The following is a 20,223-nucleotide window of genomic DNA, read 5'->3' as shown; positions in this document are numbered from 1 at the left end:
ATTCCCCAAACTACTTGTATGAAAAAATAAACAACCGTCAGAACTCCCTTGCAAGGGGTCTGGCGGTTGTTTTGCTATCGGCGTCCACTGCCGTCAAGGCTCCGTTAACGAGCGTCAGCTGCGGCGGTACATGACCAATGTCGGCGTTGTATACAACCGGGACGCCGAGTTCGCGCTTGACCTCCTCGAAGTAGTGTTCATACTCTATAAACCGAGTACATGAGCACTGCAAAAATAAATAGATTCATAGGTTTGCGGACTCCGCTTTCCGGGGATACTGACTGACATGAAGCCGAGTGGAGAGGGGTATCCCAACATGAACGCCAAAAAAGGAATCGACGGGGATTCGCTGCGTAAGACCTTTACGTATACTGCTATTTTAATTTGCATCCTTATGTTTGTCGTGATGGCCTGGGAAGGGCAAAAAACGGATGCCGCCGTTAGCGGCGGCCCGATTCCGAAGGAGTCGATCCGTCTGCGGATTCTCGCTAATTCGGACGGGGCGCAGGATCAACTAATGAAGCGGCAGCTCCGCGATAAAATTGTGGCGCAGATGAATGGATGGGTGGCCGAACTAGAGGACCCGCAGAGTCTCGATCAGGCGCGTGGCGTAATACGCGAGCATTTGCCGGAGCTGAATAAGCTGGTGGGCAATGAACTGGACAAGCGAGGCATCGGCTACGGTTATAAGGTGGAGCTGGGTGTCGTTCCGTTCCCGACCAAGCTGTACGGAGGGACGGTATATCCCGCCGGAGAATATGAAGCACTTCGTGTAACACTTGGAAAAGGAGAAGGACAAAACTGGTGGTGCGTACTGTTCCCTCCGCTTTGCTTTATCGACGCAGGATCGGGCGATGCGGCAGCCAAGCCTGCCAACGATGCCAAGGCCAAGTCCGTGAAGGTATCCGCGAATGGAAAAGGCGCTGCTGCAAAAACGAAGGCGGCACAGGCAGATCTGTCGCCGGATCGGCAGCCGGATGGTGCGGTCCAAGCTGAAGCTCCCGCAGAGCAGCCAAAAGTAAGGTTCTTTGTCTGGGAGCTGCTGCTCAAAATCGGAAGCTGGATCAGGGGCTTGTGGGCATAGGTTCTATTGTTTTGCGGCCGGATATGTTACTATTTTCATATAGATAAGCGGCCCCACGCGGTGGGGCCGTTATTTTTGGGATATCAAGAGAATCAACTATTTCACAGTCCCGCAAAGCATCTAAAGCAGGCTTTAAACCGAAGGTTTCATGATGCGGGACTGTCTTGCAACGGGGGCTTATGAACATGGAGACAAAATATTGGAAGCTGAGCTGCGCGGAGAGGGAAGCCGGACGGGAGCGGAGCGATAGCGCGGCGGACCTTGCGGCGATTACGGAAGCGGCAGAGATGCTGAGGGCGGGGAATACGGTCGCTTTTCCGACCGAGACGGTGTACGGCCTGGGAGCGGACGCGCGTAATACGGAGGCGGTCGAGGCGATTTTCCAGGCAAAAGGGCGTCCTTCGGACAATCCGCTCATCGTCCATATCGCCGACCGGGCGGCGCTTAAAGAGCTTGTGACGGATGTGCCCGCAGCGGCGGCGGCCTTAATGGACGCCTACTGGCCTGGTCCGCTGACTGTGGTGCTGCCGCTTCGTCCGGGCATGCTGTCGCCACGCGTAACGGCGGGCCTGGACACGGTCGGCGTGCGGATGCCGGACCATCCGGTGGCGCTGGCGCTGCTGGCGGCGGCAGGCTGTCCGGTTGCCGCTCCCAGCGCCAACCGCTCGGGGCGGCCGAGCCCGACGCTAGCCGGCCATGTGCTGGACGATCTTGCCGGCAAGATCGGCGGCGTGCTGGACGGCGGAGCCGCAGGCGTCGGCCTGGAGTCGACCGTCGTGCAGGTGCAGCCGGACGGCTCCGTCGCCGTGCTCCGGCCCGGCGGCATCACGGCGGCGCAGCTCGCCGCCGTTGCCGGAGACGCCGCCGTCACGGGCGCTTCGGCGGCGCCCGATTTCACGCCTCCGCAGGAAGCTGCGGAGGCTATGGCCCACCCCGCCGCCCCGGACGCGGCGGGGAAGAGCAGCCCGGCTCCGCGCGCGCCGGGCATGAAGTACGCGCACTACGCGCCGCAGGGCTGGCTCGGCGTTGTGCGCGGCGCTTCGCCGGCGGGCGCGGCGAAGACGGCGGCGGGCCTTCTCGCGTCGGCCCGCGAGCGCGGCGAGACGACGGGGATGCTCCTCTTCGAGGAGCATTTGCCCCTGTATCCCGCCGGCGCCGCCGACTGCGTCGTCTCGCTTGGCCCGCTGGCCTCGCCGGAGACGGCTGCCCGCTCCCTTTATGCCGCGCTGCGGCGCTTCGATGAAGCGGGGGCGACATATATCTTAGCCGAGGCCTGCCCGGAGACGGGTCTCGGCTCCGCGATCATGAATCGGCTGATGAAAGCTGCGGCAGGCCGCGTGATCGACGCCGAATAGCCCTGCTATTTTTAAGATGACAGCATGATTGCCTTCTTGTCCGCATATTGTGATTGTACAAGATATTCGGACTTGGGGGTAATGGTGATGGGCATGGGAGAGGTACCGGCCGGATGGGGCCAGATCGTAACCATTGCAATCATGGCGCTCGCTCTGGGAATGGATGCCTTTTCGCTTGGCGTAGGAATCGGGATGAAGGGCATCCGTCTTCTTCATGTGCTGCAAATGAGCTTGCTCATTGCTTTTTTTCATGTGCTGATGCCTCTGCTGGGACTTGTTACCGGGAGCTATGTTGGGCATTTACTGGGTCGGGTTGCGGGGATTGCCGCTGGGGTGCTGCTTGTTGCGCTAGGCGGGCACATGATGCTCGGTTCGTTCCGCACTGGAGAGGGAGCCGGAATGAGAGGGGTGGACCACCGCACACTGTGGGGAATGCTGCTCATTTCTCTCAGCGTTAGCATCGATTCGTTCTCGGTCGGCGTTTCGCTTGGCGTATTTGTGAGCAATGTCTTGCTGACCGTGCTGGCCTTCGGGGCCTGCGGGGGGCTGATGTCGATCACCGGACTGCTGCTTGGACGGCATGTGAGTCGTGGACTCGGAGAATACGGGGAGGCGCTCGGCGGGGCGATTTTGCTTGGGTTTGGCTTGCTGTTCATCTTCTGATACAATAGCGGCAAAAGAGTTATCCCATGGAGGTGATCTGCATGCTTCATATTTTGTTCGTCTGCACCGGCAATACATGCCGCAGTCCGATGGCTGAAGGGCTTCTGCGCAAACTGGCGGCGGAGCGGGGATTTGATCTGGAGGTGCGGTCAGCCGGGGTGTCCGCGATCGCCGGAACGTCGATGTCAAGGCATGCGGCGGCTATATTGCGGGATGAGGGTATCAATGATCATATTACTTCCTCCCAGCTTTCGGGTGAACTCCTCACTTGGGCCGATCTGGTGCTGACCCTTACCCAGAGCCATAAAAGGCATGTGCTGCATTATTTTCCGAACGCCGTATCCAAGACGCATACGCTCAAGGAATATGTGCAGGATGAGGAAACCGTGCGCAGGGACCTGGAAGAGCTGGACAGTCTCTATGCCGGAACGGAGTTGGCCGCTTCGCTGGGGCAAGAACCGAAGGCTGCCGACCTGCAGCGGATCATCGAGATCCGCCAGCGGATTCCGAGTGCGGATATCATGGACCCGTTCGGCGGAAGCCGCGAGGACTATGAATATGCGGCCGCTGAAATCCGTTCGTCGCTTCACAGGCTGCTGGATAAGCTTGAAGCCTTACGCCGTTTGTAAAATGTCTCCCCGAACGGACGGCAAGCCCCTTTCTTCTTGAGATGGTTGATTTTCCGAGCATGATGATTTAAGATATAGACAAATATATCGGTTCCGGTGTAACTGGCGACAAGTGTGGATAAACCACGATGGAGCACCGGAGTAGACGGCCGGTCGCCTGGGCGAAAGAGCAATTCCGCAGCTGTCTGCGGACTGCTCTTTTTTGTTTGAATGTTTGAAATTGATAAGAGTCGCGCATATCATCCTGATCTGTATAAGACAACATTGGTTCTCTTTTAGGAGGTAAAGCGGTGAAACATTACGAAGATCGGGCGAAGGAACTTATTCCTTCGGCCAAGGATTTGTCCGGGAGCGGACACGCTGCCAAGGCAGATCCGTCTATTGCCGAACAGACTTATCTCGTGCTGCGGGAACTGGCGGAAGCCGGCGGAATTGGACAAGGCAAAGTGCTCATTGTCGGCGCCAGCACGAGCGAGGTAGCCGGCGTGCGGATCGGCACCGGAGGTGCGCTTGAGGTAGCGCAGCAGCTGCTGTCCGGCGTCCGCCGGGCTGCCGAGGAGTTTGGCTTCTCACCCGTATATCAGTGCTGCGAGCATCTGAACCGGGCGATTGTGATGGAACGAAGACTGCTGGAGCAGTTCGGTCTGACCGAGGTATCGGCAGTGCCGGTTCCCGGAGCGGGAGGGTCTCTTGGCGCAGCGGCATACCGCTCGATGACCGATCCTGTGCTGGCTGAAACGGTGCAGGCGCATGCCGGCGTCGATATCGGTGAGACTCTTATTGGAATGCATCTTCGGCGCGTCGCGGTGCCTTTCCGGACATCGCTGCGCTATATCGGAGAAGCCCGCGTTAACTCGGCCTACACCAGACCGCCGCTGATCGGCGGCGAACGCGCGGTGTACCGGCGGCAGGAGGACGGCGGGTCGAAGCTGTGTGATTAGGGAAGAATAACCCCACCTCATAAACTAAATTCAGGGAGGAAACAACAAAAATGGAACAATTGCGCAAGAGTGACCCGGAAGTATTGAAAGCGATGGGACTGGAACTTCAGCGTCAGAAAGCCAATATCGAGCTGATTGCTTCGGAGAATATCGTGAGCGAGGCTGTCATTGAGGCCATGGGCTCCGTGCTGACGAATAAATATGCCGAAGGTTACCCGGGTAAACGTTACTACGGCGGCTGTGAAGATGTGGACATCGTGGAGAATCTGGCCCGTGACCGCGCCAAGCAGCTGTTCGGCGCCGACCATGCCAACGTGCAGCCGCACTCCGGCGCGCAGGCGAACATGGCTGTGTACCTCGCCGCGCTCAACCCTGGAGATACGGTGCTCGGCATGAACCTGGCTCACGGCGGACACCTGACGCACGGCAGCCCGGTTAACGCTTCCGGCCTTCTCTATAACTTTGTCGCATACGGCGTTCAGGAAGATACCTTCCTTATCGACTACGACGAAGTGCGCAAAGCCGCTTTCAAGCATCGTCCGAAGCTGATCGTCGCCGGCGCAAGCGCCTATCCGCGCACGATTGACTTCGAAGCTCTGGCTTCGATCGCAAGCGACGTCGGATCGCTGTTTATGGTCGATATGGCGCATATCGCCGGTCTGGTAGCTGCGGGACTACACCCGAGCCCTGTTCCGCATGCCCATTTCGTGACCACGACGACCCACAAGACGCTGCGCGGTCCGCGGGGCGGCATGATTCTCTGCAAACAGCCGTGGGCTGCGGCGATTGACAAGGCCGTATTCCCGGGCTCGCAAGGCGGTCCGCTGATGCATGTCATCGCGGCCAAAGCCGTATCCTTCGGCGAAGCCCTTCAGCCGTCTTTTAAGACTTATGCGGAGAATGTGGTGAAGAATGCTAAGGTGCTGGCAGAAACTCTGATCGGCGAAGGCGTCAATATCGTCTCTGGCGGAACCGACAACCATCTGATGCTGGTTGATACGCGTAATCTGAACATTACCGGCAAGGATGCGGAAAAAGTGCTCGATTCCATTGGCATCACCGTTAACAAAAATGCGATTCCGTTCGATCCGACCAGCCCGTTCGTTACAAGCGGCATCCGGATCGGTACGCCAGCGGTTACCTCGCGCGGCATGGATGAGCAGGCGATGACCGAGATCGGCAAGCTCATCGCCGCTGTGCTGAAGAATCCTAAAGATGAGGCCACGCTGCAAGACGCTGCCCGCCGGGTCGCCGCGCTGACGGATCGCTTTCCAATTTACCCTTCTTTGCAGTACTAATCACTGAAACGCGGTGCGGTCCACTGCCGACCGGCGATTCGTTTACAGCCCCTGCATGTCCGGATTTCGGCTTGCCGGGGCTTTTTTTGACAGAATGTTCACAGAAACGCGTGGTAAATATATGAAAGTTGCAGAAAGTGAATGAGAATGTTCAACTAATTTTCATGAAATATCGTGAAAAAAATGTGAAAAGTATGCAAAACCTGAAAATGGGAAATGTAAATAAACGATGAAAGACTAAAAGCTGAAACTCCGATTTTCCCGGACCGGCAATCCCTCCTTTGCTAGATGAAATGCGCCATCAGTGATGATATAATATACAGGATTTAGCTGAGAAAGAGTTAGCCCGGGCTCGCCTGGACAAAACTTACTGCTACCGGAGGGACAAACGAATGGGAAAACTGGTGATTTGCGATCATCCTTTGATTCAGCACAAACTGACTTTTATACGCGATGTGCGAACCAATACGAAGGAATTTAGAGAGCATGTAGATGAAGTAGCAACTTTGATGGCCTATGAGATTACGCGAGATATTCCTTTGGAAACAATTACTGTGCAGACTCCGGTTGCTGAAACCGAAAGCAAGGTGATCTCCGGCAGAATGCTGGGACTTATCCCGATCCTGCGCGCCGGCCTTGGGATGCTTGAGGGCGTTCTAAAGCTGCTTCCGGCGGCGAAGGTGGGCCATGTCGGCCTGTTCCGTGATCCGGAAACGCTTCAGCCCGTCGAATATTACATCAAGCTGCCTACGGATGTGCAGGAGCGTGAACTGATTGTCATCGATCCGATGCTGGCGACTGGCGGGTCCGCGATCGCGGCCATCACTTCGCTCAAGAACCGCGGCTGTACGCAGATCAAGATGATGAATCTGATCGCCGCTCCCGAAGGCGTTGCCGCCGTTCAGGAAGCTCATCCCGATGTCGACATTTATGTCGCCGCGCTTGACGATCATCTGAACGATCATGGCTATATCGTACCGGGTCTTGGTGATGCCGGAGACCGGCTGTACGGAACGAAGTAACAAATAGAAGCAGCAGAAGAAAGGATATGGATTATGTCCAAGATTAAAGTTATGACGATTTTCGGCGTCCGTCCCGAGGCGATCAAGATGGCTCCTCTGGTTCTTGAGCTTCAAAAGCATCCCGAGCATATCGAATCGCTCGTTTGCGTCACGGCGCAGCATCGGCAGCTGCTTGATCAGGTGCTTGAAGTATTTAACATTGTGCCCGACTACGATTTGGACGTCATGAAGGACCGGCAGACGCTGAACGAGATTTCCATTCGTGTTCTTGCGGGGCTGGAACCCGTGCTGCGGGAAGCTAAGCCGGATTTGGTGCTTGTCCACGGAGACACGCTGACGACATTTCTAGCGAGCTATGCTTCCTTTTTGCAGCAAATACAGGTAGGGCATGTGGAAGCGGGGCTTAGAACCTGGAACAAGCTCTCTCCGTATCCTGAAGAAATGAACCGTCAATTGACCGGTGTGATCGCCGATCTCCACTTTGCTCCGACCGACTGGTCGGCGGGGAATTTGAGACATGAAAACAAAAAAGAATCAAGTGTTTATATCACAGGCAATACGGTGACCGATGTGTTTCAATATACCGTACAGCCGGGCTACCGGCATCCGGTACTGGAATGGGCTGCAGGAAAAAGACTTATTCTGATGACGGCGCACCGCAGGGAATCTCAAGGCGAACCGCACCGTCATATTTTCCGTGCCGTCAAAAGGATTGCTGATGAATTTGAAGATGTCGCCATCTGCTATCCCGTGCATCCGAGTCCTGCGGTTAAGGAACCGGCATACGAGATTTTAGGCGGGCATCCCAGAATTAAGCTGATCGATCCGCTGGATGTCGTGGACTTGCACAATTTTTATCCGCATACCCACTTGATTTTGACCGATTCAGGCGGCTTACAGGAAGAAGCTCCCTCCTTCGGAGTTCCTGTTCTCGTGCTGCGCGACACAACGGAGCGCCCGGAAGGCATCGAGGCTGGAACGCTGGAACTGGTAGGTACGGACGAGGAGAAGGTGTATCAACGGACACATGCTTTGCTGACGGATCAAGACCTCTATCAATCCATGAGCCGGGCCGCCAACCCGTACGGAGACGGCAAAGCGTCGCAACGTATTGTCAATGCGATTTTGCACCACTTCGGAGTTATTGAAGAGCGCCCTGACCCATTTCACAGAATGTTCACAAATGGTTTGGAATCAGAAGAGGTTTAGTTTTGAAAATATTTTTGTAAGCATACAGTACAACTGTACGGTTGATATGGTTTTGGAATGATTTACTGTGATTTTTTTCATACTTCCAGCTGTTTTTCAAGCCTGTTTATGACACGTTGACAAACTCTTGTTACATTCAGTAAAATGAATTGGAATTCCAAGGGTGGGGTGCTATGAAACAGCCTGAACAACCGAATGACGAGAACCGAAAATTGCGCAAATCCTTACAGGCTATGGGTCTTGTCAGTGCCATCGGTGTAGATCTTGCCGGCTGTACCATAGGCGGATATTTTTTCGGAAAATGGCTTGGGAGCATGTGGGGTAACCAAGGTTTGTGGGTTGGTCTAGGTGTTCTTTTCGGCATGTTGTCAGGAGCCGCAGCTATTGTGAGTCTTATTAAAAAAGTGACGAGGGATAGCGATGAATGATGCAGCCAGAATGAACAAACTGATGTTTATGACCATCGCGGGAATTATCGTGGTTTGTGCTATCATCGCCGAATTGATGCCCCATCGCCGCACCGTCCTTCATGGTATCGTGCTTGGCGCTAGCGTAAGCTGTCTTAATGTTTTTTACATGGCGCACAAAGTGAAAGGAATTGCAAAATCCGCCTCCGGTGAAAGCAAAGCCCGGGCTTCACTGGGTTTCGGGTGGAGAATAGCCACCTCCATATTGGCGGTTGTACTTGCGCTTGAATTTCCTCATTACTTCAATGAAATCGCGGTATGCGCCAGTCTTGCAACCGGTTATTTCGTACTTCCCATCATGGGCTTTATTTTGCTGCAAATTGAGGAACGCAAACATACTGACGGAAAGGGGTGAGAAACATGCATTTATCACCAAATATTGAACTGGGTGGATTTGAATTTGATCTGTCCATCGTGCTGATGCTGATCGTTACTTGTGCAATCGTCTTGATTATTGCTCGTTTGGGGACGCGAAATCTTTCCGTGGAGAACCCTGGCAAAATGCAAAACTTCATGGAATGGCTCGTTGAATTTGTACAAGGGATGATGTCCAGCACCATGGATTTGAAGAAAGGCAAGCCTTTCCTCAGTCTTGGACTTACGCTGATCCTGTTTATTTTTGTCGGAAATATGCTTGGCTTGCCGTTCGGTATCGTTACCGAGTACCACGATGCCAGCAAAGCGACGTTCTTTAACCAACCGCTTGTAAATGTTGTAGAGGAACTCCATAAGGTCCATGCCGCTAATCCGGCAGGGGAAGCAGAAGTCGGAGTAAGCTGGTGGAAATCGCCTACAGCCGATCCTGCCGTATCCTTGGGACTGGCTGGATTAATTTTCCTTATTGTCCATTTTCTCGGAATTACTCGCAACACGAAAGCGTATTTCAAGCATTATCTTCAACCGTTCCCAGTCTTCCTGCCGATTAACCTGATTGAGCAGTTCTCCAAGCTGCTGACACACGGTATGCGTCTTTTCGGCAATATCTTCGCCGGGGAAGTGCTGATTGCGCAGCTCGTCAAGCTGGGCTCTCTCGGGATTTTCGGCTTTGTCGCCTCCATCCCGCTGCTTATGGTGTGGCAGGGCTTCAGTATCTTCGTTGGTTCAATCCAGGCTTTTGTCTTTACCATGCTGACATTCCTGTACATATCACAGGCGATAGCCACGCATGAGGATCATTAGTTTCAATCAAGGCGCACGCAAGTACGTCTGATCTTTAAATATAAATTTCACACAATTTTAAGGAGGATTCATTAAATGGGAGTTATGGCATATATCGCAGCAGCAATCGCGATAGGTTTGGGCGCACTTGGCGCAGGTATTGGTAACGGTCTGATTGTCAGCAAGACGGTTGAAGGTATTGCCCGTCAGCCTGAGGCTAGAGGAACGCTTCAAACAACAATGTACATTGGTGTGGCTCTGGTAGAAGCCCTGCCGATTATCGGTGTCGTTTTGGCCTTCATTTTCTATGCGGGCGCCTAAAACAAGCTTTATACTATTGGCGGGGAAGGCCACGGCCCTCCGCGCTTTCTTTTTGGCTCAGGGGCCTTGTCCATGGAGTTGTTTAACGAACGTTACCGGAAAGGAGTGACCTTAAGTGCATTTTTCAATCACATCGCTCGTCCTGGCGCTGATTGCATTTCTGATTTTGTATTTTCTGCTTAATAAGTATGCCTTCGGTCCACTGTTCTCCGTTATGGAGAAACGGCGCGAGCTGGTATTGCAGCAAATGAGTGAAGCTTCGCAGACGCGGGAGCAGGCGGTCGCTTACGTTGAGGAACAGAAGCAGGCTCTCCAAGAAGCCCGCAAAGAAGCTTATGACATTATCGAGCAGTCCAGACAGACAAGCAGCAAGCAAACCGAACAATTGCTTGAGCAGGCCAAGGTAGAAGCAGCCCGAATCAAGGATGAGGCTGTCCGCGACATTCAGAACGAAAAAAACAAGGCCGTCGAGGCGCTGCGCAGCGAGCTTGGTTCGGCATCCGTAAAAATCGCATCCAAGCTGCTTGAGAAGGAAGTCAGCTCGGATGCTGCGCAGGAGGAGCTCGTTGATAAGTACCTCAAAGAGGTTGGGGGCAGATCATGAGCCAGGATACGGTAGTTGCCAAAAGATACGCGAAGGCATTGTTCGAGGTGGCTGTTGAAGAGAAGAAGACGCTGGAAGTCGAGCAAGAGCTGAAAGCCCTGGTTTCCGCGCTGGCTTCGAATAACGATCTTCAAAGATTCATCAGCACTCCGAAAATTTCGGGGGAGGACAAGCTGGCGGTGCTCAAGCAAACCCTTGAAGGCAAGCTGTCGAATGTTGTAATCAACACGCTTGAACTTCTCGTAGAGCGCGGGAGAATGAGCATCCTTTCCGAACTGCTGGACAGCTACGTCAAGATCGAAGGCGAGAGCCTGGGTCTTGCCGACGCTACCGTGTATTCCATGTATGAGCTGGACGAGCAGGAGAAGAAAGCTGTCGCGGAAGAATTCGGGGCTTTGACCGACCGCAAGATTCGTGTTAGCAATGTAGTCGACAAAAGCTTGCTGGGCGGACTTAAAGTAGTCATCGGCGATACGCTGTACGACGGCAGCCTTGCCGGCAAGCTGGAACGTCTGGAAAAATCCTTTAACGATAAGCACAGAAGATAGGGGTGAGCGTACTTGAGCATCAGACCTGAAGAAATCAGCACTTTGATTAAAAGTCAAATCGAACAATATAAATCCGATATTGAAGTAACCGAAATCGGAACCGTTATTCAAGTCGGCGACGGGATCGCCCGCGTATACGGTCTGGAAAATGCGATGGCGGGCGAACTGCTCGAGTTCTCCAACGGCGTAGTAGGCATGGCGCTCAATCTGGAAGAAAGCAACGTCGGTGTCGTTATCCTTGGTGAGTATACGGAAATCCGCGAAGGCGACCAAGTTAAGCGTACGGGCCGCATTATGCAGGTTCCCGTTGGCGAAGCTCTGCTCGGCCGTGTCGTTAACCCGCTCGGCCAGCCGCTGGACGGCAAGGGACCGATCGAGACGACGGAATTCCGTCCTGTCGAGAACAACGCTCCGGGCGTTATTGAGCGTAAATCGGTTCATGAGCCGATGCAGACCGGCCTCAAGGCCATCGACTCCATGGTTCCGATCGGCCGCGGTCAGCGCGAGCTGATCATCGGCGACCGTCAGACCGGTAAGACGGCAATCGCCATAGACGCCATTATCAACCAAAAGGGCAACGGCATGAAATGTATTTACGTTGCTATCGGACAAAAACAATCCACAGTGGCACAGGTCGTGGAAACACTGCGCCGCCACGGCGCGCTGGACTATACGATCGTTGTTACCGCGTCGGCTTCCGAACCGTCGCCGCTGCTGTATATCGCTCCATATGCGGGCTGCGCGATGGGCGAATACTTCATGTACAAAGGCGAACACGTTCTGGTAATCTATGACGACCTGTCGAAACAGGCCGCCGCTTACCGCGAACTGTCCCTGCTGCTCCGCCGCCCTCCGGGCCGCGAGGCGTTCCCTGGCGACGTATTCTATCTCCATTCCCGGCTGCTGGAACGCGCCGCGAAGCTGAGCGACGAGCTTGGCGGCGGCTCACTGACCGCTCTGCCGTTCATTGAGACACAGGCTTCCGACGTTTCGGCATACATCCCGACGAACGTTATTTCCATTACTGACGGCCAGATCTTCCTGGAATCGGACTTGTTCTACTCCGGCCAGCGTCCGGCGATTAACGTCGGTATCTCCGTCTCCCGCGTAGGCGGATCGGCGCAGATTAAAGCGATGAAGAAGGTTGCCGGTTCGCTCCGTCTGGATCTTGCCCAATACCGTGAGCTGCAGGCTTTTGCCCAATTTGGCTCCGACCTCGATAAATCGACTCAAGCCCGTCTGAACCGCGGTGCGCGGATGATGGAAATTCTGAAGCAGGGAGTCAACCAGCCTCTTTCCGTTGAGCATCAGGTTATCAGCTTGTACACGGCGGTCAAAGGATATCTGGATGAGATTCCGGTTAAGGATGTAAGACGCTTTGAAAAAGAATTCCTTTCCTATATGGACAGCAATGTGCCGGAAGTGGCCGCATCCATCACGGAAACGAAGGACCTGACGGCTGATAACGAAGCTGCTTTGAAGGCTGCTATCGAGAAATTCAAAAAAGGCTTTGCGGCCAGCTAAGGATTAACCTTGGACGCAAATTAATTAGAAAAGATTAAGAGTATGCCGGGCTTGAGGATTTCTCTTAAGCTTGGCATATGCTTACGAAGCCGGCTTTGGCTTCGCCAAAGCAAAAAAGATTATGCTTACGAAGCCAGCTTTGGCTTCGCCAAAGCTTATAGGTGGTGAAATCATGGCAAGAAGCATGCGTGATATTAAACGGCAAATCAAAAGCGTTCAGAACACCAGACAAATCACCAAAGCTATGGAAATGGTCGCCGCCGCCAAGCTGAGAAAAGCACAGGAGAAGGCGGAAGCGGCCCGACCGTATTCGCAGAAGCTGAAAGAAGTCGTGTCGAATATCGCTGCCGGCACAAAAGGAATCCAGCATCCCATGCTGGTAAGCCGTCCCGTCAAGAAGACCGGATATATTGTCGTTACTTCAGACCGCGGCCTAACCGGAGGCTCGAATGCCAACGTCTTGCGTAAGGTGACGACGCTTATTCAGGAGCGTCACAGCTCTAAGGATGAATACGGCCTGTTTGTGATCGGCCGCAAGGGGCGGGATTTCCTGCGCCGGCGCAACTATCCGATTGTCGAGGAAGTCACTGAGCTTTCCGACACTCCGTCTTTTGCCGATATCAAGGAGATCGCCTATGCGGCGGTGGGACAATTCGAGGAAGGCGTGTTCGACGAGATCTATATCTGTTATAACGTGTTTGTGAATCCGATCAGCCAGGTTCCGACTGTAGTGCGGCTGCTGCCGATGGACGGAGTAGGACAGGTGGAGGAGTCTCAAAGTCATGAGCTTAAAGCGGGCTATGAATATGAACCGTCGCCGGAAGGCGTACTAGAGGTTCTGCTGCCGAAATATGCGGAGACTTTGATTTACAGCGCCATTCTTGACGCGAAAGCCAGTGAACTGGGCGCCAAGATGACGGCAATGGGCAGTGCGACCAAGAATGCCTCGAAAATGATCGGAAATCTGACGCTTACGTACAACCGTGCCCGTCAGGCGGCAATTACGCAGGAAATTACCGAGATCGTAGCGGGTGCGAACGCGCAGTCTTAAAATATAAGGTAGGCATAAGCTGAGCGCTTATTCTTGTCTTGTATTTTATGAGAAAGCGATACCGACCTATAAAAGGACGGCGCAGCCGTTTCTTCTTGGGTAACAGTTTTCAAGGAGGGAAACATAGATGAACGTAGGACGCGTAGTAAGTATTATGGGTCCGGTTGTCGATATTGAATTTGAACGCGGCCAACTGCCCGAAATCTTCAATGCGATCAAGATCGGCGCCGACGCAGCACAAGGACGCCAGAACGAGCTGACACTTGAAGTATCCAATCATCTCGGCGACAATCTGGTGCGCTGTATTGCCATGTCCTCGACGGACGGACTTGTTCGCGGATTGGATGCAGTAGACCAAGGAGCCCCAATTTCGGTTCCTGTCGGAGATGTAACGCTTGGCCGGGTATTCAACGTGCTGGGCAATACGATTGACAATGGAGAGGTAATTGGCGCTTCGCAAAAGAACCCGATCCACCGGACTGCACCGACGTTCGACGAGCTGTCGACACAAGCGGAAATTCTGGAGACCGGGATCAAGGTTATCGACCTGCTCGCCCCTTATGCCAAGGGCGGTAAAATCGGCCTGTTTGGCGGCGCGGGTGTTGGTAAAACGGTAACGATTCAGGAACTGATCAACAACATTGCTCAGGAGCATGGCGGTATTTCCGTATTTGCGGGCGTCGGCGAACGCACACGCGAAGGTAACGACCTGTACCATGAGATGACGGATTCCGGCGTTATTAAGAAGACGGCGATGGTGTTCGGACAGATGAACGAACCGCCGGGCGCGCGGCTGCGCGTGGCGCTGACGGGTCTGACGATGGCGGAATATTTCCGCGATGTGGAAGGCCGCGACACGCTGCTCTTTATCGATAACATCTTCCGCTTCACGCAAGCGGGCTCCGAAGTATCCGCTCTGCTGGGCCGCATGCCGTCGGCGGTAGGTTACCAGCCTACGCTGGCTACGGAAATGGGCCAATTGCAGGAACGGATCACTTCCACCAAAAAAGGCTCCGTTACTTCCATTCAAGCGATCTACGTGCCGGCGGATGACTACACTGACCCCGCTCCGGCAACAGCGTTTGCCCACTTGGACGCGACGACGAACCTGGAGCGTAAAATCTCCGAAAAAGGTATTTTCCCGGCGGTAGACCCGCTGGCATCCAGCTCGCGTATGCTGAATCCGGAAATCGTAGGCGAAGAGCATTATAATGTGGCTCAGGGCGTTAAGCAATTGCTGCAGCGCTATACCGAGCTTCAAGATATTATCGCCATCCTTGGTATGGATGAGCTGAGCGAGGAAGATAAGCTGATCGTGGCCCGCGCCCGTAAGGTGGAACGCTTCCTGTCGCAGCCTTTCCACGTGGCAGAGCAGTTTACCGGCTTCAAAGGTGCATATGTACCAGTCAATGAAACGGTCCGCAGCTTCAAGGAGATCCTGGAAGGCAAGCATGATGATCTTCCGGAAGCGGCATTCCTGTTCGTAGGTACGATCGAAGAAGCTGTAGAGAAGGCCAAGACGCTGTAACCTGAAGGTTTGAGGAGGAATTCGAAGTGAACACTTTTTTATTGGAAATTGTCACGCCGGATCACCTCGTATACGCCAAGCAGGTTCACAGCTTGACCGTACGGGGGGCAGATGGCGATCTGGGCATTTTGCCGGGACATGTTCCGCTTGTAACTCCGCTTCAGGTTGCGCCGATGATCATCAAATCGGACGACGGTACGACGACAGTCGCCGTGCATGGCGGTTTTATCGAAGTGCATAAGGATAAAGTGACCGTGCTGGCTGAGAGTGCTGAGCTGCCCAGCGATATCGATCTTGAACGCGCCGAGGCGGCCAAAGAACGCGCACAGCGCCGTTTGCAGTCCAATGGCAAGCAGGACGAGATTGACCATCGCCGCGCTGAGCTTGCACTGCAGCGTGCGGTTACACGGATTAAAGTGTCCACCAAAAAAGGACAAAAATAACATGAGAAGCAGTCTGGCCTTGCGCCGGGCTGCTTTTTTACTTGAAATTCCAGTGATATAAGGTGACAATAATTTAACGATTGATGTCATTTTGTAATTTCTGAGTGGACATTAAAAATAAGAGCGTTTTCCTCAAGACTTTTAACTAAAAAAGTTGCAAAAGTACTGGATTCTTTTTCATTACGCAAGTATGATGTAAGAGTCGATTTCCGAGCAAGCATAGGTTGGGGGTTTAGGATGGATGAAAGGATGACAGCCGAACTTACCGGTTCTATAGGGATTAGCGGTTTGATGTCGATGGTTGTGTCGTTATTGTGTGTTGCAATATCCTGGTGGGCCTTGCAGAACCTTAAGCTGGATTTGATCATAAGATATCCCAAGAGCCCGCAAGGGCGGCTGCTTCATTTGCTGCTGGCTATCGTACTGGGACATTTTGTAGCGGGTTTTCTGCTGGACTATTTGGGATATAGCGCTCAAATTCGCCATATGCTTTATTGAACAGGCGGTCCGCATAATAACATTTTTTTATGTTAAAACTTAATCTAAACAAGCGTCCCGCGCTAATCCGGGGCCAAGCAGCGGAATCGAAGTATTTTACAAATGACTATTACATGTAATTGTACTCAAACAAGCAAGGATATGGAGAATGATATCAATGTCAGAGAAAATAATGGACGCGGAGGGAAATGAAAAATGAGTAAATTTATCGTCCGCGGTGGCAAAAGATTGACCGGGAGCGTAAAAGTAAGCGGCGCGAAAAATTCCGTACTACCGATCATAGCCGCCTCTTTATTGGCTGAAGAAGGAGACAGCGTTATTGTTGACGCTCCTCCGCTAGATGATGTATTAACAATCAGTAAAGTATTGGAATCTCTGGGGGCGGGAGTTACATATCAGAATGATATTATTCAGGTGGATGCCCGAAAGCTCTCGACTTGTGAAGCGCCCTACGAGTGGGTGCGCAAAATGCGGGCTTCTTTTTTGGTGATGGGACCTCTTTTATCCCGGCTTGGTCATACGCGTATTTCTCTGCCGGGCGGCTGCGCAATCGGAACGCGCCCCATCGACCAGCATCTGAAGGGCTTTGAAGCACTTGGTGCCGAAATTAGCTTGGGGCAGGGCTATATCGAAGCCAAGAGCAATGGCCGGCTGCGCGGGGCAAAGATCTATCTGGACGTTGCCAGCGTAGGCGCAACCGAGAATATCATGATGGCCGCGGCTTTGGCCGAAGGCGTGACGACGATCGAGAATGCCGCGAAGGAACCGGAGATTGTCGATTTGGCCAATTACCTGAACAGTATGGGCGCTGTCGTTCGCGGTGCGGGCACAGGCGTTATCCGTATTGAAGGGGTAGAGCGTCTGCACGGCGTAAGACATCATGTCATTCCTGACCGGATTGAAGCGGGCACATATATGGTGGCTGCGGCGATTACGGGCGGTGATGTGTATGTGGAAGGCGCCATTGCCGATCATCTCGGTCCGGTTATTGCCAAGATGGAAGAGATGGGCGTGACGATTATTCCGGATGAGAACGGCGTCCGTGTTATCAGTGACAAGCCGCTGAAGGCTGTGGATGTGAAGACTTTGCCTTATCCGGGCTTTCCTACCGACATGCAGTCCCAGATGATGGCGCTGCTGCTTCGTTCAGAAGGAACGAGCGTGATTACGGAGACGGTCTTTGAGAATCGCTTTATGCATGTGGATGAATTCCACCTCATGAACGCGGAAATCAAGATCGAAGGACGTTCCGCCATCGTTACCGGCAATGCCCGACTGGTTGGAGCGAAGGTCTGCGCAACGGACCTGCGCGCGGGCGCTGCGCTGATCCTGGCCGGCTTGGTTGCAGAGGGAACGACGGAAGTGGGCGGCACGCATCATATCGACCGCGGCTATGTGCATCTGGCAGAGAAGCTCTCTGGCCTGGGTGCGGACATTTGGCGCGTTACGCTGGATGAAAGCTCAGTGGAAGCAGCCAAAGAAGAATCGCTCAAACCGGAAACGGCAAGGAACGCCGCTCTGAAGAGCGAGGAGACGAAGCCAAGATTTCAGGTTCAGATTCAACCGACCTGGGTCTAACTCTCTGACAAAAATAAATTGAAGATTACAATGAGAAAAGACCTGTCCGTTGCGGCCGGGTCTCTTTATTATGTTTAGGCCACTGCTTAAGTCTCTGCCTAAGTCTCTGCCATGGATATAACTCTTCTTTCTCTCGAATGCTTCGTTCTAGCAATTGTCCGAGACTCATAATATGAAGTATGAGGACAAACGAGAAGGGAGACGGAAGAGATGAAAGATTTCCGCCTTTGGCGCCGCAGAGCGGCGCGGTGGAGACCCGGGCGCCGGAGATTCAAGCTATCGGCCCGCGTGTGGACCGGGCGGCTTGTGCCCGCCGCCTGGCTGGCAGCGCCGCTGCTGGCGGCGCTGCTGCTGCCGCTTGCGGTCGTGCAGCAGCGCCAGCACGACCCGGCGCCGCCGGCTGCGCCGAACGCGCCGCAGCGCACCGCCGCTCCGGCGGCGCCGGAACCGGCTGCGGCGGAAGCCCCGCAGCCGAAGGTGTCCGTGTATTTGTCGCGCACCCGACAAATCGAGACCCTGCCGCTGGAGGACTACGTCACCGGCGTGATCGCGGCCGAAATGCCGTCCGGCTTTGAGCTCGAAGCGCTCAAAGCGCAGGCCGTCGCGGCCCGCACCTTTATCGTCCGCCGCCTGCTGGCCGGCGACAGAAGCGGGGTTCCCGCAGCGGCCGCGGATGTGACCGACACCGTAAGCCATCAGGCTTACGTCTCGTCCGCTGTGCTGCAGCGGGACTGGGCGCAGGCCGGCCGCAGCGCCGACCTGGCCAAGCTCCGTCAAGCCGCCTTGGAGACGCGCGGCATCGTGATGACGTACAAGGGAGAGCCGATTACGGCCTCTTTTTTCGCCTCGAGCGGAGGGTACACGGAGAACTCGGAGGATTATTGGAAGGCGGCCGTTCCTTACTTACGCAGCGTGGCGAGTCCCTGGGACAAGGAAGTAACGCCGGGGCTTAAGGTTACCGCGACCTTCAGCGTTTCCGAGTTGAAAGCGAAGCTGGGAATCAAGGGGGGCTTCGGACCAGGCGCGCAGAAAGTATTCGCCCCTTCGGGCGCTGCGGCGGGCAAGGTCATGCCGGTCTCCGCAGAACGAACCTTCACGGACGCGCCGCGGATAGAGGTGCTGTCCGTTACCGCAGGCCACCGGGTTAAAGAGATTTCGATTGACGGCCAGGTATTTACGGGACGCGAAGTGCGGGAGAAGCTCGGGCTGCGCTCCAGCCAGTTCACTTGGACGATGGGTAACGGCAAGATTGCCATTACCACCTATGGCAGCGGTCACGGCGTCGGCATGAGCCAATGGGGAGCGAATGGAATGGCGAAGCAGGGCAACACGGCAACGCAGATTCTCAAACACTATTACAGCGGAATATCGTTTACGCAAGTCTCAACTCTTTTGAAAAAATAAAGTGAAAGAAACGTATAAAAGCGAATCGCCCGGTAACACTGGTTACTGAGGTGATAGCAAATGAATGAACAAGACAAAAACAAACCGTCCAATGAGGATTCTCTCAAAACCAAACCGGGAGAAGCCGGCAGCCAGCCTTCTTCGTTGAACAAACTGTTCTCTAAACGTTGGGTATTTCCGGCAGTCTATACAGCGGCAGCGGCAATTATACTAACCTTGGTGTGGGTCTATCAGGATGCCGGCCAAAAGCCGCTTTCGACAGACACCGCCGCCGTTGTCTCTGAGGATGTCGGAGGTTCCGGCGATACGGCCGGGGCTGCGGATGCAGGAAAAGATCCGAATGCGCTGGAGGTTACCGCTTCGGCGGAGAGCCTGGCTTGGCCAGTGGCCAACCCAAGCGATGTGCAAGTCGTCAAGCCGTACTATGACGAGAATGGCACGGAACAGAATCACGTCGAGGCTATGGTGCAGAACGGCGATACCTTTACGCCCAATACCGGCATCGATTTTGCCCGCGAAGACAAGAAGACATTTGACGTTAAGGCGGCTATCAGCGGCGAAGTAACCCGGGTTGAAGACGTGGCTACGCTCGGCACAGTGATTGAGGTGACCCAAGGCAGCCTGAAGACGGTCTACCAAAGTCTCGGCGAAGCCAAAGTGAAGCAGGGCGATCAGGTGAAGCAGGGTGACACGATCGCTGCAGCCGGTCGCAATGAAATCGAGAAGGATCTGGGCAACCACTTGCATTTTGAGGTGCACCAGGACGGTAAGCCCGTCAATCCTGCGGAACTGCTTCCGCAAAAAGCACAAAATAAATAAGCAAGATCATAGTTTAACGCAAGACAGGGGGACGCTCGTCCTCCTGTTTTTTTCAAATATAAGACTTTATAAGCTTCGC

The 20,223-nt window shown here is 54.1% G+C and carries 23 protein-coding genes and 1 riboswitch; of the genes, 22 read left to right on the top strand and 1 reads right to left on the bottom strand.

Annotation, left to right across the window (positions count from 1 at the left end; genetic code table 11):
* Positions 1 to 37: 37 nt before the first annotated feature.
* Positions 38 to 232, bottom strand: coding sequence for a hypothetical protein (locus VK70_RS27405; RefSeq protein ID WP_081754716.1), 195 nt, complete (start codon positions 230 to 232; stop codon positions 38 to 40).
* 84 nt (positions 233 to 316) lie between these two features.
* Here VK70_RS27405 and spoIIR point away from each other — a divergent pair, with 84 nt between their 5' ends.
* From spoIIR to VK70_RS20375, 22 genes are all read left to right on the top strand, one after another.
* On the top strand, positions 317 to 1,084 hold the full coding sequence (gene spoIIR, locus VK70_RS20480; RefSeq protein ID WP_046723674.1) for a stage II sporulation protein R: 768 nt from the start codon (positions 317 to 319) through the stop codon (positions 1,082 to 1,084).
* 185 nt (positions 1,085 to 1,269) lie between these two features.
* On the top strand, positions 1,270 to 2,439 hold the full coding sequence (locus tag VK70_RS20475; protein ID WP_082210248.1) for an L-threonylcarbamoyladenylate synthase: 1,170 nt from the start codon (positions 1,270 to 1,272) through the stop codon (positions 2,437 to 2,439).
* Between the two features lie 93 nt (positions 2,440 to 2,532).
* A complete protein-coding gene (locus VK70_RS20470) occupies positions 2,533 to 3,102 on the top strand; it encodes a manganese efflux pump MntP (RefSeq protein ID WP_025699798.1) in 570 nt (189 codons plus the stop codon).
* 41 nt (positions 3,103 to 3,143) lie between these two features.
* Positions 3,144 to 3,731, top strand: coding sequence for a low molecular weight protein arginine phosphatase (locus VK70_RS20465; RefSeq protein WP_025699799.1), 588 nt, complete (start codon positions 3,144 to 3,146; stop codon positions 3,729 to 3,731).
* Between the two features lie 88 nt (positions 3,732 to 3,819).
* A riboswitch (ZMP/ZTP riboswitch) is annotated at positions 3,820 to 3,901 on the top strand.
* A gap of 171 nt (positions 3,902 to 4,072) precedes the next feature.
* A complete protein-coding gene (locus tag VK70_RS20460; protein WP_036642844.1) occupies positions 4,073 to 4,672 on the top strand; it encodes a TIGR01440 family protein in 600 nt (199 codons plus the stop codon).
* A gap of 50 nt (positions 4,673 to 4,722) precedes the next feature.
* Positions 4,723 to 5,970: a serine hydroxymethyltransferase gene (locus VK70_RS20455; RefSeq protein ID WP_025699801.1), complete on the top strand. Its 1,248-nt coding sequence runs from the start codon at positions 4,723 to 4,725 to the stop codon at positions 5,968 to 5,970.
* A 392-nt stretch (positions 5,971 to 6,362) separates the two neighbouring features.
* Positions 6,363 to 6,992 (top strand): uracil phosphoribosyltransferase, encoded by a 630-nt coding sequence (upp, locus tag VK70_RS20450; protein WP_025688634.1) that lies wholly within the window; start codon positions 6,363 to 6,365, stop codon positions 6,990 to 6,992.
* A gap of 33 nt (positions 6,993 to 7,025) precedes the next feature.
* On the top strand, positions 7,026 to 8,201 hold the full coding sequence (wecB, locus tag VK70_RS20445; protein ID WP_025699803.1) for a non-hydrolyzing UDP-N-acetylglucosamine 2-epimerase: 1,176 nt from the start codon (positions 7,026 to 7,028) through the stop codon (positions 8,199 to 8,201).
* Positions 8,202 to 8,374: 173 nt separating this feature from the next.
* Positions 8,375 to 8,629 (top strand): AtpZ/AtpI family protein, encoded by a 255-nt coding sequence (locus tag VK70_RS20440; protein ID WP_025699805.1) that lies wholly within the window; start codon positions 8,375 to 8,377, stop codon positions 8,627 to 8,629.
* On the top strand, positions 8,622 to 9,023 hold the full coding sequence (locus VK70_RS20435) for an ATP synthase subunit I (RefSeq protein ID WP_025699807.1): 402 nt from the start codon (positions 8,622 to 8,624) through the stop codon (positions 9,021 to 9,023). The genes VK70_RS20440 and VK70_RS20435 overlap by 8 nt, the downstream gene beginning before the upstream one ends.
* Positions 9,024 to 9,028: 5 nt before the next feature.
* Positions 9,029 to 9,847 carry a F0F1 ATP synthase subunit A gene (gene atpB / locus VK70_RS20430; protein ID WP_046723673.1) on the top strand — a complete coding sequence of 273 codons (819 nt, stop codon included), beginning with the start codon at positions 9,029 to 9,031 and terminating at the stop codon, positions 9,845 to 9,847.
* 75 nt (positions 9,848 to 9,922) lie between these two features.
* A complete protein-coding gene (atpE, locus tag VK70_RS20425; RefSeq protein WP_025698224.1) occupies positions 9,923 to 10,147 on the top strand; it encodes a F0F1 ATP synthase subunit C in 225 nt (74 codons plus the stop codon).
* A gap of 115 nt (positions 10,148 to 10,262) precedes the next feature.
* On the top strand, positions 10,263 to 10,751 hold the full coding sequence (gene atpF / locus VK70_RS20420) for a F0F1 ATP synthase subunit B (protein ID WP_025698221.1): 489 nt from the start codon (positions 10,263 to 10,265) through the stop codon (positions 10,749 to 10,751).
* A complete protein-coding gene (locus tag VK70_RS20415) occupies positions 10,748 to 11,299 on the top strand; it encodes a F0F1 ATP synthase subunit delta (protein WP_025698220.1) in 552 nt (183 codons plus the stop codon). Before atpF ends, VK70_RS20415 begins: the two co-directional genes overlap by 4 nt.
* 12 nt (positions 11,300 to 11,311) lie before the next feature.
* Positions 11,312 to 12,823 (top strand): F0F1 ATP synthase subunit alpha, encoded by a 1,512-nt coding sequence (atpA, locus tag VK70_RS20410; protein WP_025698219.1) that lies wholly within the window; start codon positions 11,312 to 11,314, stop codon positions 12,821 to 12,823.
* 172 nt (positions 12,824 to 12,995) lie between these two features.
* Complete coding sequence (gene atpG, locus VK70_RS20405) at positions 12,996 to 13,874, top strand: ATP synthase F1 subunit gamma (RefSeq protein WP_025698217.1); 879 nt, start codon at positions 12,996 to 12,998, stop codon at positions 13,872 to 13,874.
* A gap of 127 nt (positions 13,875 to 14,001) precedes the next feature.
* Entirely contained in the window at positions 14,002 to 15,402 is a 1,401-nt protein-coding gene (atpD, locus tag VK70_RS20400; RefSeq protein WP_025698215.1) for a F0F1 ATP synthase subunit beta, read from the top strand.
* Positions 15,403 to 15,428: 26 nt separating this feature from the next.
* A complete protein-coding gene (locus tag VK70_RS20395) occupies positions 15,429 to 15,845 on the top strand; it encodes a F0F1 ATP synthase subunit epsilon (protein ID WP_025698213.1) in 417 nt (138 codons plus the stop codon).
* A 249-nt stretch (positions 15,846 to 16,094) separates the two neighbouring features.
* Positions 16,095 to 16,343: a DUF1146 family protein gene (locus tag VK70_RS20390; RefSeq protein ID WP_025688598.1), complete on the top strand. Its 249-nt coding sequence runs from the start codon at positions 16,095 to 16,097 to the stop codon at positions 16,341 to 16,343.
* 195 nt (positions 16,344 to 16,538) lie between these two features.
* Positions 16,539 to 17,921 carry a UDP-N-acetylglucosamine 1-carboxyvinyltransferase gene (gene murA / locus VK70_RS20385; protein ID WP_025698211.1) on the top strand — a complete coding sequence of 461 codons (1,383 nt, stop codon included), beginning with the start codon at positions 16,539 to 16,541 and terminating at the stop codon, positions 17,919 to 17,921.
* A gap of 210 nt (positions 17,922 to 18,131) precedes the next feature.
* On the top strand, positions 18,132 to 19,325 hold the full coding sequence (gene spoIID / locus VK70_RS20380; protein ID WP_082210247.1) for a stage II sporulation protein D: 1,194 nt from the start codon (positions 18,132 to 18,134) through the stop codon (positions 19,323 to 19,325).
* A 60-nt stretch (positions 19,326 to 19,385) separates the two neighbouring features.
* Positions 19,386 to 20,144, top strand: coding sequence for a M23 family metallopeptidase (locus VK70_RS20375; RefSeq protein WP_025695051.1), 759 nt, complete (start codon positions 19,386 to 19,388; stop codon positions 20,142 to 20,144).
* Positions 20,145 to 20,223: the final 79 nt, after the last annotated feature.

It is taken from the genome of Paenibacillus durus ATCC 35681 (assembly GCF_000993825.1).
In the GTDB taxonomy this organism is placed as follows: domain Bacteria; phylum Bacillota; class Bacilli; order Paenibacillales; family Paenibacillaceae; genus Paenibacillus_AQ; species Paenibacillus_AQ durus_B.
The sequence above is the reverse complement of the archived record's forward strand: the minus strand, read 5'-3'. Positions and strand labels throughout refer to the sequence as shown.

Bases quoted from the DNA above. Each gene is read 5' to 3' on its own strand.
- upp (WP_025688634.1), top strand. From the start codon at position 6,363: ATGGGAAAACTGGTGATTTGCGATCATCCTTTGATTCAGCACAAACTG.
- atpE (WP_025698224.1), top strand. From the start codon at position 9,923: ATGGGAGTTATGGCATATATCGCAGCAGCAATCGCGATAGGTTTGGGC.
- VK70_RS20475 (WP_082210248.1), top strand. From the start codon at position 1,270: ATGGAGACAAAATATTGGAAGCTGAGCTGCGCGGAGAGGGAAGCCGGA.
- spoIID (WP_082210247.1), top strand. From the start codon at position 18,132: ATGAAAGATTTCCGCCTTTGGCGCCGCAGAGCGGCGCGGTGGAGACCC.
- atpG (WP_025698217.1), top strand. From the start codon at position 12,996: ATGGCAAGAAGCATGCGTGATATTAAACGGCAAATCAAAAGCGTTCAG.
- wecB (WP_025699803.1), top strand. From the start codon at position 7,026: ATGTCCAAGATTAAAGTTATGACGATTTTCGGCGTCCGTCCCGAGGCG.
- VK70_RS20455 (WP_025699801.1), top strand. From the start codon at position 4,723: ATGGAACAATTGCGCAAGAGTGACCCGGAAGTATTGAAAGCGATGGGA.
- atpB (WP_046723673.1), top strand. From the start codon at position 9,029: ATGCATTTATCACCAAATATTGAACTGGGTGGATTTGAATTTGATCTG.
- spoIIR (WP_046723674.1), top strand. From the start codon at position 317: ATGAACGCCAAAAAAGGAATCGACGGGGATTCGCTGCGTAAGACCTTT.
- atpD (WP_025698215.1), top strand. From the start codon at position 14,002: ATGAACGTAGGACGCGTAGTAAGTATTATGGGTCCGGTTGTCGATATT.
- VK70_RS20390 (WP_025688598.1), top strand. From the start codon at position 16,095: ATGACAGCCGAACTTACCGGTTCTATAGGGATTAGCGGTTTGATGTCG.
- VK70_RS20470 (WP_025699798.1), top strand. From the start codon at position 2,533: ATGGGAGAGGTACCGGCCGGATGGGGCCAGATCGTAACCATTGCAATC.
- VK70_RS20440 (WP_025699805.1), top strand. From the start codon at position 8,375: ATGAAACAGCCTGAACAACCGAATGACGAGAACCGAAAATTGCGCAAA.
- VK70_RS20415 (WP_025698220.1), top strand. From the start codon at position 10,748: ATGAGCCAGGATACGGTAGTTGCCAAAAGATACGCGAAGGCATTGTTC.
- VK70_RS20375 (WP_025695051.1), top strand. From the start codon at position 19,386: ATGAATGAACAAGACAAAAACAAACCGTCCAATGAGGATTCTCTCAAA.
- VK70_RS20435 (WP_025699807.1), top strand. From the start codon at position 8,622: ATGAATGATGCAGCCAGAATGAACAAACTGATGTTTATGACCATCGCG.
- VK70_RS20465 (WP_025699799.1), top strand. From the start codon at position 3,144: ATGCTTCATATTTTGTTCGTCTGCACCGGCAATACATGCCGCAGTCCG.
- murA (WP_025698211.1), top strand. From the start codon at position 16,539: ATGAGTAAATTTATCGTCCGCGGTGGCAAAAGATTGACCGGGAGCGTA.